This is a genomic window from Ruegeria sp. YTSC106, assembly GCF_059609765.1.
The window spans coordinates 18,726-34,936 of sequence record NZ_JBXWMI010000006.1; the positions used below are offsets into that span (position 1 = coordinate 18,726).

A 16,211-nucleotide genomic window follows, 5' to 3' on the forward strand; every position below is an offset into this window, starting at 1 on the left:
CTGCCTCTTTCGCTGCTAGAGGGTGAGTACCACCGCCGGAGCAAACCCATTCGAACTCTGCCGCCATATCCCAGCCTTCGGCATTTTCTGAAATGGTGTCAGGAAACAGGACAGTTCAGGCGCATCCCTGACCCGGTTTCCGTGTGCCATCAAATGACCGCCGTCCACTTCGCTGTGTTAGAGGCCAATGGGCCGGTGTTGCAGTTTGACACACCGACAGGTGTACCCTCGGGGCAGTGCGACATACCGGTTGTGGTCAACCTGTTCGGAACTTCGGAACGCGTCGCCGCCGGACTGGGCGTTTCTTCCGAAGGGCTGGACGATTTTGGCGCATTTCTGGCCGCGCTTCGGGCCCCGACGCCCCCGGACGGGTTGCGGGATGCGCTGTCCCGGTGGCCGATGCTGAAGGCCGCATTGTCCACGCGACCGAAGCAGGTCAAAACCGCCGTTGTTCAGCAGGTTTGCCACCGCGGGGCCGATGTTGATCTCTCTTCGCTGCCGATCCAGACGCACTGGCCCCAGGACGTGGGGCCTCTGATCACCTGGCCTGTTGTCATCACCCGGCCCCGTGGCAGCGACCCCGACGCGGCACAGACCTACAATGCCGGCGTCTATCGCGTTCAGGTGCTGGACCGGAACCGTCTGATCATGCGCTGGTTGCCACATCGCGGCGGGGCCGCTCATCATCGCAGTTGGGCGCAGCACGGCGAAAAGACGCCGGTCGCAATTGTTCTGGGCGCAAACCCCGCGACCTTGTTGTCAGCGGCTCTGCCCCTGCCCGAAATGATGTCTGAACTGACATTTGCCGGGGCCCTGAACCAGAACCGGCCACGGTTGGTTCCAGCCAAATCCGTCCCACTGCTGGTTCCAGCAGATGCCGAGATCGTTCTTGAAGGCTGGGTTTCGCCAAGCGAGACAGCGCCCGAAGGTCCGTTCGGAGATCATACCGGGTATTACAATCCCGCCGAGCCTTTTCCGGTGATGCATGTCACGGCCGTGACCCATCGCGAAGCACCTTTGTACCTGTCAACCTATACCGGACGCCCCCCGGACGAGCCTGCCATCATTGGCGAAGTGTTCAATCGCCTTGCCTTGCCGACCATTCGCGCTCAAATTCCCGAAATCCACGACCTCTGGCTGCCGCCTGCCGCCTGTTCCTATCGCATCGCCATCGTCGCCATCGACAAGCGATATCCGGGCCAGGCCCGACGTGTGATGATGGCGCTTTGGGGAATGCTGCCGCAATTCAGCTATACAAAGATGATCGTTGCGGTCGACGCTGATATCGACGCCCGAAACTGGGACGATATCGCTTGGGCGCTTGCCACGCGCATGGATCCAAGCCGTGATGTGATGACCCTAGACAGGACGCCTATGGATTATCTGGATTTCGCCTCACCCGAACCCGGTCTGGCCGGAAAGATAGGAATCGACGCCACGACAAAAACAGGCAGTGAAACACTGCGGGAATGGGGGACGGTCATGCGTACCGACAATGTTGATTACGCATTTGCGGAAGACCTGATAAACAGATTGATGCCGGAGCTGAGAACATGACGAAAACCCGTGTAGTCTTAGGCGTATCAGGCGCTTCCGGTGCGGTTCTGAGCCTTGCGGTGGCACGACACTTGAAATCGGCGGATATCGAAATCGATCTGGTCGTCAGTCCAGCTGCCCGTCTGACGCTTGCGCAGGAATGCGGCCCGGATGCTCTGAAGGAATTGCGGCAGTCGGCAACCCGTCATCACGCGTCCGCGAATGTTGGGGCCAGTATAGCGTCCGGTTCGGTGCCGGTATCCGGGATGATCGTTGCGCCCTGTTCCATGCGATCACTGGGTGCGATCGCGCATGGCCTGGACGACAACCTGTTGACACGCGCGGCCGGAGTTCAGCTCAAAGAACGACGCCCACTGGTTCTGCTGACACGAGAAACGCCGCTGACACTGGCGCATTTGCGCAATATGACAGCCGCCGCAGAAATGGGAGCCATCATCCTGCCCCCTGTGCCTGCTTTCTATTTGAATCCAGCCAACATAACCGAAATCGCAGATCAGATCGCAGCGCGCGCAGTTGATTGTCTGAAGGTTTGTGACCCGGCGGCGAAACAGTGGCATCCCAAAAATGAGGTGGACCTTGTCGAACCGTCCGAAAGCGAATTTCATATTCCATAGCCACAGATCGCGGATGAGATCTGCGGCCATGGGATGACCTTGATCGGGCGTGGCCGGTTGCTTCAGCCGCGTAGCCTGCCACCCTGAGGATCGAACGGCGCCCCTGTCAGCACCCGTGCTTTATGTGGTTTGCCAATCACCTGGATCACCACTTCATCTCCGGGCTGTGCCACCTCGGGGTTGCGGAAACCCAATGCCAGAGATTTCCCGACTGAATAACCGTACGCCCCCGATGTGACGCGGCCGACAGGCGTACCATCAGGTGTAAAGATCGGCTCACTGCCGGTGGCGTCGGCATCCTCGGTGACGTACAATTCGAAGACGGACAGGACCTCGCGGGGTGCATTGTCCTTTATGGACAGATAGGCGTCTTTGTGCAGGAAGTCCTTGTCCAGCTTGATCAGACCCGTTAGCCCGACTTCCTGCGGCCAGTATTCCTGAGAATACTCGCGGCCCCAGGAGCCATAACCCTTCTCGATCCGCAGTGACCCCAACGCGCGGCCGCCCACCGGACCACCGTCGCACTCCTTCGCAGTCTTAATAAGCGCGGAATAGAGCCTGATCTGATCTTCTTCCGCGCAGTGCAACTCCCACCCCAGATCGCCGGTAAAGCTGACGCGGATGGCAAGGCAGGTGACGCCGGCCACCTCGATCGTAGCCGAGCGCATGAAGCGGAACTCCTCGTTCGTCAAATCCGCATTGGTCAGCCGCTGCAGCAGGTCACGCGATTTGGGCCCTGCGACGTTGAAGCCCGCAATCCGGTCCGTCGCCACCTCGAACGTGGTGCCTTCGGGCAGGTCGATCATGTTGAAGAACCGCTGATGATAGCGCTCGGCCATACCCGAGCCGATCATCATGTATTCGTCCTCGGCCACCTTGGTGATGGTAAAGTCGCCGGCCACACCCCCGCGCACCGAGATCAGCGGCGTGAGGCAGGACCGCCCGACCACGGTCGGCACCCGGTTGGCAACCAGCTTGTCCAGCCACTCATTGGCACCCGGCCCCTTGATGACGTAGTTGGCGAAGTTCGAAATGTCGATCACGCCGACGCTCTCGCGCAGCATTTTCACCTCGCGGCCCACCGGGTCCCACCAGTTCTGGCGGGTAAAGCCGATCGTTTCTTCCGTGTCGGGCTGATCGGCAAACCACAGCGGATGCTCCCAGCCGCAGTTCAGACCAAAGACGCAGCCTATGTCCTTTTGCATTTCATAGGCCGGGCGCACGCGGGCCGGACGGCCTGCGCTGCGTTCCTCGTTGGGGAAGTGGATGGCGAACCGGTGGGTATACTGGTCCTCAACCCGGGCCTTGGTAAATTTCTTGTCCGCCCAGTCGCCAAACCGCGCCAGATCCCAGGCAAACATGTCGTATTGAGGCTCTCCCTCGATCATCCACTGCGCCGCCAGCAGCCCCAGCCCGCCGGATTGCGAGAAGCCAGGGATCAGACCGCCACAGAGGAAATAGTTCTTCAGCTCGGGCACCGGTCCCCACAGCATGTTGGCATCGGGCGACCAGATCATCGGGCCGTTTATCACCCGTTTCACCCCGGCTGTGGCAGCGACCGGTACACGTTCGGTGGCGCGGATCACGTTTTCCATGATCCGGTCCAGATCGTCGGGGAACAGATCATGAGCGAAGTCGAGCGGCGTGCCGTCTTCGGCCCAGAACTTCATATCTTTTTCATAGGCACCGATCAGCAAGCCGTTGCCCTCTTGTCGGAAATAATACTCGCCGTCCCGGTCGGCGATAGACGGCAGACGGCGGCCCAGGCTGGCCACTTCGTCGATGCTCTCGGTCACGAAATACTGATGTTCGGTCGGTTGCAGTGGCAGGGTCAAGCCTGCCAGCGCTCCGACCTCGCGCCCCCAAAGACCCGCCGCGTTGACCACCCATTGGGTATGAATGTCACCCTTGGTCGTACGAACGATCCAACTACCATCGGGTTGCTGTTCCGTGGCGATCACCGGGCAGAACCGCTCGATGGTGGCCCCCATCGCACGGGCCCCGGCGGCATAGGCATGTGGAACACCCGACGGGTCCACATTGCCGCCATCGGGTTCGTACATGATACAGCGGATGTCATCAAACTGCGCCAGCGGGTGCAGCTCTTTGGCCTCTTCCCGGCTGACCTCGTGGAAATTCAGCCCATAGAACCGGGCCTTCGCCTCTTGCAGGCGCAACTGCTGCTCGCGCTCTTCGGTCTGGGCCAGATAGAGCGATCCGGGCTGGAACACCCCGCAGCTTTGGCCGGTTTCCTTCTCCAACTCCTTATACAGGTTCATCGTATAGTGCTGGATACGGGTGATATTGTTGTTGTCATGCAGACCGTGAATATTCGCCGCCGCATGCCAGGTTGAGCCGCTCGTCAACTCGTTGCGTTCCAGCAGAATCGAGTCCGTCCAGCCAAGCTTGGCGAGGTGATACAGGATCGACGTACCGGCAAGGCCGCCGCCGATGACAACAGCTTGTGCATGGGTTTTCATGAGATATGTCCTTGGATATGGCGCGGCTCAGGCGGCGATTTCTTTCATGACAGCAAGGAATTTGGCGACTTCGCCAATCGAGTTGTAGTGACACATCGAGACCCGCACACAGGCGTCATAGCCAAGCGGCGTCAGGATATTGCCGGAATAGTGATCCGCCTTGCGCAGATGCGTGCGAATACCTTGTTCGTTCAGCCTTTTGACGACCTCGGACGAGGCCACGCCTTCGACACGCAGCGATACCAGACCTTCTCGCGCGGGATTGTCGGCCCCGCCCAGAATGGTGACTTTCTCCATCTCGGCCAGGCCGCTCAGATTGCCGGTGCCGTGGATCATCGCGTCGGTCAGCGCCTTTTCCTGCGCATGGATAGCATCACCCGCCGCCAGAAACTTGCCGCGCCGATCTTCGGCATCGCTGACCTGACTGCCCAGCCATTCGAAATAGGACACGACGTCTGACATAGTGGCATAAGCTCCGGTGTCGCGCGTGCCCATTTCCCAGTTGTCCGCTGGGCCATCCAGCAAGGCGTCGTGGTCCAGCGCGGTCAGCCGTTCCGAAATCCAGGCGACACCGTAACCATGGCGCGAAAATACCTTGTAGGGTGAGATCACATAACCATCGACGTCATAGGCGGTCAGATCGATCCGGCCATGCGCTGCGTGCTGGATGCCATCGACGATGATGAAACAGTCCGGAGCCACGGTTCGGATGGCCTGAGAAACGGCAGCGACATCAACGCCCATTCCTGTCACCGGAGAGGTATGCAGGATCGTCGCCACTTTGGTATCCGGTGTCACAGCCGCGGCATAGGCTTCGGCAAAGACGGTGCCGGCGGCGTCAACATGGTGCAGCAAAACGTGGGTTTGCCCGGAAATGCGCGCCCAACGATCACAGGCCGAACGCGTGGCCGGGTGTTCCAATGTGGATCCCAGCACAACGCCCGGACCTGTTCCCAGACATGCGTTCATGATCAGCCGGAACAGCAGCTCTGTACCGCTTTCACCCACAAAGAACTGCCCGCCGGGTGCGTTCATGAAATCCCGCAAATCCGCCTTGGCCGCGTTGATCGTGGCAACCAGCGCATGAGATCCCGGATTGTCGCGCCCTTGGTTGTCCGGGATGGCGGCATAGCGCACCGAACTATCCAACACTGAATTCAATGTCAGTGCGCCTCCGGCATTCTCGAAAAAGATCCGCTCACCCTGTTCGGGGCAATGATCGATCTGGGCAAAGCGGCTGCGGATTTGTTTAAGCAGGCTCTCTGATATTTGGCTCATGGTCAGTGGTTCTTGTTTCGTTGTGTATGCAAAGCAGTGCTTTGACGAACCTAGGACGGTTCCTGCCGCAAGACATGCAAAAAAAACTGTGGCAAAGCGGTTGAATATTCTGTGCAAGTCGCGCGGGCACCAAACCAAAGCTTGTCACGACAGATACCACCCGTCGCCGGTGCCGAGACTCCGCGCCTGCGGCGGCGGATGGCATATCTCCTTGATTTCCGAACCGTCTGTGGCTGGTCGGCTACTCGGGCAAGTACTTTTCCGACCAGCTTACTGCGGCCGATCCAGCAGAGATCATCGCATCGATATCCTCATCTGCATACCCGACGCTTCGCAGAATGCTGCGTGTATCCGCGCCGTATTTCGGCATCGGTCCGGGAATGACGATCCGGGCACGTTCGGGTCGCACGGCATTTGGGGCAACCAGATCGCACCACCGGCCCATGGGATGCATGTCATGCCGAATGACACTGAACGTTCCCCGCGTCAGGTCGATATTCCCGGCATTTTCCGGCTGCAACACGGCGTCGCGCGTGTCATGCAGCGATCCCAGAGGCATGACGGTGCTGGCGGAACCAGAAAACGCCTTTTGCCAGTATTCAACAGGTTGCCTGGCAAAACGATCCGCAAGAGCGGCCTGCAATTCCTGTTCCGGCACATCGGCCATGGTGGCAAGGTCTGAGACACGGCGCAGGGCTTCGCGCTGTTCGGCGGGTGCGGCAAAGAACATCCACCCGTCAGCCGCGCGATAGCAATGGTAGAATGGTCCCCAGCCCATTGCCTCGCGCCCGGAAGGTTCGTCAAAAGGCGCGCGGCCTTCGAAATCATACATCAACTGCGCCTGAATGAGATTCCCGGCCGCCGCCAACGCAGCCCGCGCAATCCCGCCTTTGCCGGTTTTCTGCAATCTCAGCAAGGCCGCACCAAGCGCAACACATGCGCAATAACCGGTCAGCACGTCAATCGTACCGAAATGCGCGTGTTCTTCGGGTGTCGCCATGCCACCGCCAAAACGCACCATGACCCCTGTCGCCGCCTGCGCCAGGTCGTCATACCCCAGATGGTCCGACTTGGGTCCGCGCGCAGGACCGCCAAAGGCATCGAGTTGCACAAGTATGAGGCGGGGGTTGATCGCCGCCAGCTCTTCCTCGCTCAACCCCAAGGCATCGCGCTGCTCATCCGTGCCGTTCATGGTGACGACATCCGAGGATTCGATGAGCCGCCGCAACGCCTGCTTTCCGTCATCCGAGCTCAAGTTCAGCAAAACGCTTTGTTTTCCACGATGTGCGTGCAGGCCGAAAACCACGGTATTCCACGGATCGACCGAAGGCTCCACCGGCTGAACGGAAGTCACCTTTGCGCCAAATCGCGCCAGCGTGGACCCAATCGTCGGACCGGCGATCACGTTGGTCAGGTCCAGCACCTTTAACCCCTCCAGCCAGCCTTGGCCGCTTGCGGCTGGCCGTCCGCTGCGCGGCGGTTCAGCAAGTATTGTTGAAACGGGTGCGTCATCGGGATCCGGGCCCGGTTTTTTGACCAGCGCAGCGCCATCATCCACAAGCCAAGCAACATTTCCCATCTGCTTCATGTTCCCATGACGCGGGTCCTCTACCTCCAACACCAGACCCGAGGCCAAAGCATGTAGATCGGCCAGCCATTCCTTGCTGAACCGTTGCGCCGTTCCGGGCACCTTGGCAGACCCGAAAAGCGCTTCCCACTCATGAGAGGGCCTTGTCAGGAAGGCCTTCTTCATCGCGCTGGACACACGCGCGCGATCCCTTGCTCCGACGGGGTAGTTGCGCAGCGACCATTCGTCTGGCCAGTCTGCAGCATCGAGATAGGCGTCGAAGTCCGGCAATTGATCGGCAAGATCTTTGAGGCCAAGCGTCTCCAACACCCGCCGCGGATGTGTTTTCACACTGCCCGCGACCACATAGAACCCGCGCCCGTCGGCGCAGGTATAAGTTCGATAGAAAGGGTCCAGGAACTCTTCCAGTTCCGCAAAGCTCAGATCCGTTGGCAAGCCTTCGGCTGCGCGCCTGTCAAGTTCCACTTCGCGAGGAGACTTGTAGCGTTCGGGATAGTCTTCAATCTGTTCACAATTATAGACCAACCCTTCAAGCAACGCCGAAGCCAGAGGCACCTCGATGTGATCGCCTCCGTTCCGATCACGTGCAGCCAAAGCGAACTGCACGGCCATCGCGCCGAATGAAGCGCCATAGGCCGATGCCAGCGTCAAAGGCGAAAAGGATGGGTTGATGCCCATCAAGCGCCGGTTCAGCCCCATATCCGTGAACTGCCCGGTACGGGCAGCGATCACGGCTTCCCACGCGGGAAGATGTGCCAGCGCGGGATCGGTTGAGGCGAACCCCGGAAGTGACAATGACACGATGCGCGGATTTATGTCGCGCAGAGCTTTCGGACCCAGGCCAAGCCTCTGCATCACGCCGGGCCGGAAGTTCTCGATCACCACGTCAGCCCGGGCCACCAATTCGCGTGTGACCTTCAAACCCGCGTCCGATTTGAGGTCGATCGTCACAGCGGTTTTGCCACGTGACAGCATATCAGTGGCCGGTTCTTTCAATCGCGGGCCACCGGGCGGGTCGATGCGGATTACTTTTGCCCCCAAATCGGCAAGCATCATGCCAACCAGTGGACCGGCCAGGTATTGGCCAAAATCGAGGACACGAATATGATCGAGCGGCCTTGCAGTCATTCGTTGCTACTCATCCAGAATGATAGATTGACATTTGTAGCGTGGGTTGTTGGCAGGTGTTCGCCATGCCCTTCCCGGAGCAGGCTGAATTGCCAAGCTTGGAACATAGTTTATCAATGCAACACCTGTCCTTATCCCGCGCGATAGAGTTGTCCCTATTGAGAGTCAAAGCCTCCTCCTGCGACAACTGGGCGTACCATGCAGCCGAGCAAAGCCAAGGAGTTGTCCGATTTGACCAGGGGATGTCGCAAACGAGAAACATAGCTCAAAACTGCTCGTTTGTCGCATATTGAGTAGCGTTCCGAGGTCCGGATGGATGCGGATCGGTCGCTATACGAGACCACCAGAAGATTGAGGCCAAAAACCAGAACGAGGGCTCGCTGAACGGCCGATGAAAGTGGACCTTCCAAGGTACCAAACGGCGCAAAAAATATGGTTACGGCGCGGCACACCAGCGGCAATCGCAATTTCGTCATAGTGTCGTTTTTTTTGTCATTATGACATACTTGTACATCAATTCGTCAAATTCACACCTATGAAATGTCACGGCTACTTGTCACGCTTGGCACAGGATAGGAAGAAGCGGAGATTTTTATGTCCTGGAATGTGTGCGTTGTCGGCGCTGGAAAGATCGGGCAGATGATCGCAACCCTTTTGAAAGGGTCGCCGAATTACTCTGTGACAGTGGCAGATAATGATCTGAAAGCTCTTGGCGATATCGCAAAAATGGGCGTTGGAACCAAGCAGATTGACGCCAAAGACGCGGACGGTCTGGCCCGGGAACTGAACGGGTTCGATGCAGTCATCTCTGCGGCCCCATTTTTCTTGACCCCTACGATTGCAAAAGCATCGAAAACGGCCGGCGCGCATTATTTTGACCTGACCGAAGATGTCGCGGCCACAAGCGCAGTACGTGAACTTGCCGAGGACAGCGCGACTGCATTTATGCCTCAGTGCGGTCTGGCACCAGGTTTTGTCGGCATCGCCGGGGCTTCGCTGGCGTCGGAGTTTGACGAGATTGACAGCCTGCATATGCGGGTGGGGGCATTGCCGCTTTATCCGACCAACGCGCTGAAATACAACCTGACCTGGTCCACCGACGGGTTGATCAACGAATACTGCAACTCATGCGATGCCATCGTGAATGGCAAGCTGGTCAAGACCGCGCCGCTGGAGAACTACGAAGTGCTGGGCCATGACGGTGTGGAATACGAATGCTTCAATACCTCGGGCGGTCTGGGCACTTTGCCGGAAACGCTGGAAGGCAAGGCGCGCGCTGTGTCCTATCGCTCGATCCGCTATCCGGGCCATTGCGATATCCTTAAACTGCTTCTGAACGATCTGGGACTGGAACGCCGCCGCGACCTGCTGAAGGAGATATTCGAGGCGGCCCTGCCCCGCACCGATCAGGATGTGGTGCTGGTATATTGTACCGCAAAGGGCAAGATCGACGGTGCGCTGCGCGAAAAGTCCCTGATCAACAAATCCTTTGCCCGCAGCATCAACGGACAGGTCTGGAGCGCCATTCAGGTCACGACCGCCGCAGGCGTGCTGGGAGTGGTCGATCTGATGCGGATCGGAGCGCTGCCCTCGAAAGGCTTTGTCCGGCAGGAACAAGTCAAGCTGGATGATTTCCTCAACACTGAATTCGGCCAGCTGTATCGCGCTGGTGACGTCACCGAGCAGAACAAGGCGGCCTGAGATATGAAAGACATCGTTATGACAGCCCAAACCACGCTCGCAAATCTTGATCTGACCGAGGCCCAACTGAGAGGCGGCACGCTAAAGGTCACGTCACCGATTGACGGAAGCCTGCTGGCCGAAGTGCATGAGACGCCGATCTCTGACATGGACGCCATCTTTTCCCGTGCCAAGGCTGCGTTCAAGGAATGGCGCGTGGTCCCTGCCCCGCGCCGGGGTGAACTGATCCGCCTGTTGGGCGAGGAGTTGCGCGCGGCCAAGGATGACCTGGGCGCTTTGGTCAGTTGGGAAGCAGGCAAGATCACCTCGGAAGGTCTGGGCGAAGTGCAAGAGATGATCGACATCTGCGACTTTGCCGTCGGTCTGTCGCGTCAGCTCTATGGTCTGACTATCGCATCCGAACGTCCTGGCCACCGGATGATGGAAACCTGGCACCCTGCAGGACCGGTCGGCGTGATCTCGGCCTTCAACTTTCCGGTCGCGGTTTGGTCGTGGAACGCCGCTCTGGCAATTGTTTGCGGTGATCCGGTGATCTGGAAACCGTCCGAAAAAACCCCGCTGACGGCACTAGCCTGCCAGAAGATTTTCGAACGCGCCCTGACCCGATTTGGCGATGCGCCGGACGGTCTGCTGCAAACGCTTATCGGTGGCGCAGGTCTTGGGGAAAGGCTGGTGGCTAGCGAAGATGTTCCCGTGATCTCGGCCACGGGATCGACCCGCATGGGCCGCGCTGTCGCCCCCATCGTCGCACAGCGCTTTGGCAAGTGCATTCTGGAACTGGGGGGCAACAACGCAATGATCGTCGGCCCTTCGGCTGATCTGGAGATGGCAGTGCGCGCGATTGTCTTTTCGGCAGTAGGCACCGCTGGTCAGCGCTGCACCACGCTGCGTCGGCTGATCGTGCACAACTCGATCCGGGAAGAACTGGTGAGCCGTCTGAAAAAAGCCTATTCGGGTCTGCCCGTTGGCAATCCTCTGACAGAGGGCACATTGGTTGGTCCGCTTGTGGACGAAGCGGCGGGCGCGGCGATGACCGCAGCTTTGAAAGCAGCCGAAGCAGAAGGCGGTTCGGTGTTCGGCGGCAACCGCGTTACCGAAGGCGTTCCGACAGGCGTCTACATGGAACCTGCGATTGTCGAAATGCCCGATCAGACTTCAACAGTGAAAACCGAAACCTTTGCGCCGATCCTCTACGTCATGGGCTATGATGATTTCGACGACGCGGTAGAGCTTCAGAACGACGTACCGCAAGGCCTCTCATCCTGCGTGTTTACCCTGAACATGCGCGAGGCCGAGCAGTTCCTGACCGCGGCCGGGTCCGATTGCGGCATTGCCAACGTCAATATCGGACCTTCAGGAGCAGAGATCGGTGGCGCTTTCGGCGGAGAGAAAGAAACCGGCGGCGGGCGTGAAAGCGGTTCGGACGCGTGGAAAGCTTATATGCGTCGCCAGACAAATACCGTGAATTACTCTGCCGAACTCCCACTGGCTCAGGGCGTCAAATTCGACATCTGAGTATCACTGGAAAGCCGTTGGGCAAAACCTCGCAAAGCTGGCGAATACATCATCCGGGACAACCAGTCCCGGGTGATTTTCAAATTTCATTCCAGCATGTTAAGGCGGCAACCAAAGCACAGGCAAGGTCAGCTTCGTTTACGCGGTTATCCACCGGGGAGCATAGATCCGGCACCAGACTAACCAGACCTGTTTCAGGCCAGGGGTTCGGATGCCGACACAGCGGCGGTCATTCCGGGACTGATTGATTGCCATGCGTTTATCGCCGGGGTGGCGGCTGACTGCCCGCCTCTTTTCATGACGGCAATCCAACACCTTTCGGCGAGGGGTTGTCCGGGGCTTTGCGCGACCTCATTGATCAGGGGATGGTCCTGTCCGATGCGCTGGCGCTGTTCACCTCATACGTGGCCCATGCGCTGAAGCCGCATCGCGCAGGTCGCCGGAAAGCGGGAATGGGCGCCGATCCGGTGGTTCTTGACGAAAACCTTGCTGTACGGCATGAGATGGCCCCGGGGGGAATGGCATGTCCGCGATGGCCAGGTAGCCCGACGCGGCATGTAAGAACAGATTTAAGCGTCCGAGCGGTCCCCGGTGACTGCCCGCTTCAGCACCGGAAGGTAGTTAAGATATGTGCCCTGCACCCGTTGATGCAGAGACCCCACGCGGGTTCATTATCCCGATCGGAGGCGGCGAAGATCGCGTCAAGGAAATGCAGATCCATCGCAAATTCGTTGAGCTTTCTGGCGGCGAAGATGCTGACATCGTCGTAATCCCGACGGCCTCGATGCTGGAAGAAACAGGACCCGATTATAACCGCATCTTTTCCGAGCTGGGCGCGGGCAAGGTTGAGTTCCTGCCTATCTCGCGCAGGGCGGATTGTGACAACCCCGAGTATGCCGAGATGCTTGACCGGGCGACCGGAGTTTTCATGACCGGTGGAAACCAGTTGCGCCTTTCTGCGATTCTTGGAGGAACTCTGGTCGCCCAAAAAATACGCCGACGTAATGCAGCCGGTGTACCGGTTGCCGGAACTTCGGCGGGCGCCTCGATCATGTCCGAGCATATGGTGGCCGGTGGAAGCGGCAACTCGGCACCTGCCGAAGGCAATATCACACTTGCACCGGGCATGGGCCTGACCAATGCTGTCATCATCGATCAGCATTTCACGCAGCGGAACCGTTTGGGTCGGCTGCTAACAGCTTCATCTTTCAACCCATTTCTGATCGGCCTTGGCATTGACGAAGACACGGCCGCCTTCATCGGACCCGACAACGTCTTCGAAGTCATCGGCAGCGGTTCGGTTACCGTGGTCGACGCCAGCCAGTTGACACATTCATCAATGTGGGACGCCCGGCGGGGCGAAGCGCTGAGCCTGCTGGGACTTCGGCTTGACGTTCTGGGCGAAGGGTGCCGTTATGATCTGACGGCTCGCCAGGCTTTTCCGCCAGATGAGCATATGGCGTTCTGCACGTTGCCGGATTAATCCGGTTAAGAGGCCGCCAGCGGGGGAAATTAAAGTTAACCAACGAGGAGCCTCATGAAAATAATCTCGACCAATGTATTTGTCGGCCCGAATGTCTGGGCAAGTTTCCCGGTTATTCGCCACGTCATCGATCTTGGCGTTCTGGAAGAGTGGCCCTCGGCGAAAATTGGTTCCGAGTTTATCGATGCATTGATCGAGGCGCTTCCTGGTCTTGCCGAACATGGCTGTTCCTATCGCGAACCCGGCGGTTTCATCCGCCGCCTGCGCGAAGACGAAGGCACGTGGCTGGGTCACGTTCTGGAACATTGTGCCATCGAGGTTCAGAACGTAGCCGGCTCCGATGTGACCTTTGGCCGGACGCGCGGCACAGGCGAACCGGGCCAGTACAACATGGTGTACGAATACCGTCAGCGCGACGTTGGTCTGGATGCAGGCAAACTTGCGATGCGACTACTAATGCACCTGTTGCCGCAATCTTTGAAAGAACAGGTGGATTGCGATTTCGACCCGGACTTCAACTGGGACGATGAGCTGCGCAGTTTTGTTCTGCGCGCGCAGCGCAAGGAATTCGGCCCGTCGACCGGATCGCTGGTCAAGGCGGCGCAAGAACGCGACATACCTTGGATCAGGCTCAACTCTGGCTCGCTGGTGCAATTCGGGCACGGCAAATATCAAAAACGCATTCAGGCGACGATTACATCCGAGACCAAACATATCTCGGTCGAGATTTCCTGCGACAAGGAAGATACCCACAACCTGCTGAACGACCTTGGCCTTCCGGTACCGCAACAGCGCATGGTCTACTCTGCGCGCGAAGCAGTGCGCGCTGCACGGCGTATTGGCCATCCGGTGGTCGTCAAACCTTTGAACGCCAATCATGGGCGGGGGGTTTCGATCAATCTGAACTCCGATGAAGAGGTCGAGGCTGGCTTCGCCGAGGCCAAGGAACATTCCCGCAGCCGCGCCATTCTGGTGGAAAGCTTTGTCACCGGGTTCGATCACAGGATGCTGGTGGTAAATAACAAGCTGGTTGCAGTGGCCAAACGGGTTCCGGGCCATGTGGTCGGTGACGGCACACACACGATTGCCGAGTTGGTCGATATCGTGAACGAAGACCCGCGCCGGGGCATCGGGCATGAAAAAGTGCTGACCATGTTGGAGATCGACAATCAGGCCAAACGTCTAATGGAAGCCGCGGGCGTAACCGAAGAAACCGTATTGCCAGACGGTGAGGTTTTCTATCTGCGCTCGACCGCGAACCTTTCGACGGGCGGCACTGCAATCGACCTGACAGATGTGGTCCACCCCGACAACCGCGACATGGCGGAACGTGCCATCATGGCGGTTGGGCTGGATGTGGGCGGCGTCGATTTCCTGATCGACGACATCACCAAATCCTACAAGGACATTGGTGGTGCAATTGTCGAAGTGAACGCGGCACCCGGGTTCCGAATGCATGTGGCCCCGTCCGAAGGACAGCCACGCGATGCGGCAGGCAAAGTGATCGACATGCTTTTTCCGGCCAATGAGGAAACCCGCATCCCGATCGCCGCGATCACCGGCACAAATGGCAAGACGACAACGTCACGGATGCTCGGGCATATCATGAAGACCAGCGGCAAGATCGTTGGCATGACCTCTACCGACGGTGTCTATGTAGACGGAAAACTGAGCGTCAAGGGTGACATGACCGGGCCAAAATCCGCACAGATCGTCTTGCGCGACCCGATGGTTGACTTCGCCGTAATGGAAACCGCGCGCGGAGGGCTTGTGCGGTCTGGTCTGGGATACCAGCGTTCGAACGTGGCGGCATGCCTGAACGTCTCGGCCGACCACCTTGGCCTTGGCGGCATAAACACGGTCGAGGAACTGGCTGTGGTGAAACGCGTGGTGGTGGAAAGCGCCACGGATACAGCGGTTCTGAATGCCGATGACATCAATTGTCTGAAAATGGCCGATTATGCCGGGGCAGATCAGATCTTCTATGTCACAACCAACCCCGGCCACGGCCTTGTCAAGGAACATATCAAGGCGGGCGGAAAGGCTATCGTGCTGGAAAAGGGCATGAGCGGCGACATGCTGACGATTTATGACAACGGGCTGCATATTCCGGTACTATGGTCGCATCTGATCCCTGCCACGTTGGAAGGCAAGGCAATCTTCAACGTTCAAAACGCCATGTTCGCTGCAGCGATGGCGTATAGTTTTGGGGTTGATCTGGACAACATCCGGCACGGGTTGCGCACCTTCGATACCAGTTATTTCCAGGCTCCGGGGCGCATGAACGTCTATGACGAGCATTCGTTCAAGGTGATCTTGGACTACGGCCATAACCCCGCCGCACTCAAAGCGATGGCTGCGCTGGCCGATCAATTGGAGATCAAGGGTCGCAGACTTTGCGTGGTTGCCATGCCTGGCGACCGGCGCAATGAAGATATTGTAGACGGAGCAGCCGCGCTGGCCGGACATTTTGACCATTTCATCTGCAAGGCCGATGACCGCCGCAGGGGTCGGGGGCACGACGAAGTGCCACAAATGATGCGTCAGGCACTGATCGACAACGGAGTCGACGATGCATCCATTACAATCATCCCGGATGAGGTTGAGGCCGTAAAAGCCGGGCTGGAGCAAGCAGCGCCGGGGGATCTGTTGGTGATCTTCGGCGACGAAACGACACGCTGCTGGAAACAAATCATCTATTTCAACTCTGACAGTAAAGCCCCAGATACCGAGGATGCACCGAGGACCAGTCCCGCCGACAATTCGTTCGAGGACATGTTCGAAAGCGATCAAAACCTGATCCGAGACGAGCGCGGCGTGCGTTTAGCTCGTGAGATCAGCGAAGACGCCGACTGAGCGGAGGCGCC

9 protein-coding genes are annotated in these 16,211 nt (G+C 58.5%); 6 read left to right on the forward strand and 3 right to left on the reverse strand.

Features of this window, described 5'->3' with window-relative positions; all coding sequences use genetic code 11:
• Positions 1 to 48: 48 nt before the first annotated feature.
• Positions 49 to 1,557, forward strand: coding sequence for a UbiD family decarboxylase (locus AC2FEB_RS09905; protein WP_496884059.1), 1,509 nt, complete (start codon positions 49 to 51; stop codon positions 1,555 to 1,557).
• Positions 1,554 to 2,171 carry a UbiX family flavin prenyltransferase gene (locus AC2FEB_RS09910; protein WP_496672917.1) on the forward strand — a complete coding sequence of 206 codons (618 nt, stop codon included), beginning with the start codon at positions 1,554 to 1,556 and terminating at the stop codon, positions 2,169 to 2,171. Before AC2FEB_RS09905 ends, AC2FEB_RS09910 begins: the two co-directional genes overlap by 4 nt.
• Positions 2,172 to 2,233: 62 nt before the next feature.
• Here the strand turns inward: AC2FEB_RS09910 and AC2FEB_RS09915 are convergent, their stop codons facing one another.
• From AC2FEB_RS09915 to AC2FEB_RS09925, 3 genes are all read right to left on the reverse strand, one after another.
• Positions 2,234 to 4,651, reverse strand: a complete 2,418-nt coding sequence (locus AC2FEB_RS09915; RefSeq protein ID WP_496672914.1) for a GcvT family protein — start codon at positions 4,649 to 4,651, stop codon at positions 2,234 to 2,236.
• A 27-nt stretch (positions 4,652 to 4,678) separates the two neighbouring features.
• Positions 4,679 to 5,929, reverse strand: a complete 1,251-nt coding sequence (locus AC2FEB_RS09920; RefSeq protein ID WP_496672911.1) for an aminotransferase class V-fold PLP-dependent enzyme — start codon at positions 5,927 to 5,929, stop codon at positions 4,679 to 4,681.
• A gap of 241 nt (positions 5,930 to 6,170) precedes the next feature.
• Positions 6,171 to 8,645 carry a CoA transferase gene (locus AC2FEB_RS09925; protein WP_496672908.1) on the reverse strand — a complete coding sequence of 825 codons (2,475 nt, stop codon included), beginning with the start codon at positions 8,643 to 8,645 and terminating at the stop codon, positions 6,171 to 6,173.
• A gap of 594 nt (positions 8,646 to 9,239) precedes the next feature.
• On the opposite strand from AC2FEB_RS09925, the gene AC2FEB_RS09930 reads away from it, so the two are divergent.
• From AC2FEB_RS09930 to cphA, 4 genes are all read left to right on the forward strand, one after another.
• Complete coding sequence (locus AC2FEB_RS09930; protein WP_496672905.1) at positions 9,240 to 10,346, forward strand: saccharopine dehydrogenase family protein; 1,107 nt, start codon at positions 9,240 to 9,242, stop codon at positions 10,344 to 10,346.
• 18 nt (positions 10,347 to 10,364) lie between these two features.
• The gene (gene amaB / locus AC2FEB_RS09935; RefSeq protein ID WP_496672951.1) at positions 10,365 to 11,861 is read left to right on the forward strand and encodes an L-piperidine-6-carboxylate dehydrogenase; all 1,497 of its coding nucleotides are present in this window, start codon (positions 10,365 to 10,367) and stop codon (positions 11,859 to 11,861) included.
• Positions 11,862 to 12,489: 628 nt separating this feature from the next.
• Positions 12,490 to 13,344, forward strand: a complete 855-nt coding sequence (locus AC2FEB_RS09940; RefSeq protein ID WP_117873661.1) for a cyanophycinase — start codon at positions 12,490 to 12,492, stop codon at positions 13,342 to 13,344.
• Positions 13,345 to 13,398: 54 nt separating this feature from the next.
• Positions 13,399 to 16,200: a cyanophycin synthetase gene (gene cphA, locus AC2FEB_RS09945; protein ID WP_496672902.1), complete on the forward strand. Its 2,802-nt coding sequence runs from the start codon at positions 13,399 to 13,401 to the stop codon at positions 16,198 to 16,200.
• Positions 16,201 to 16,211: the final 11 nt, after the last annotated feature.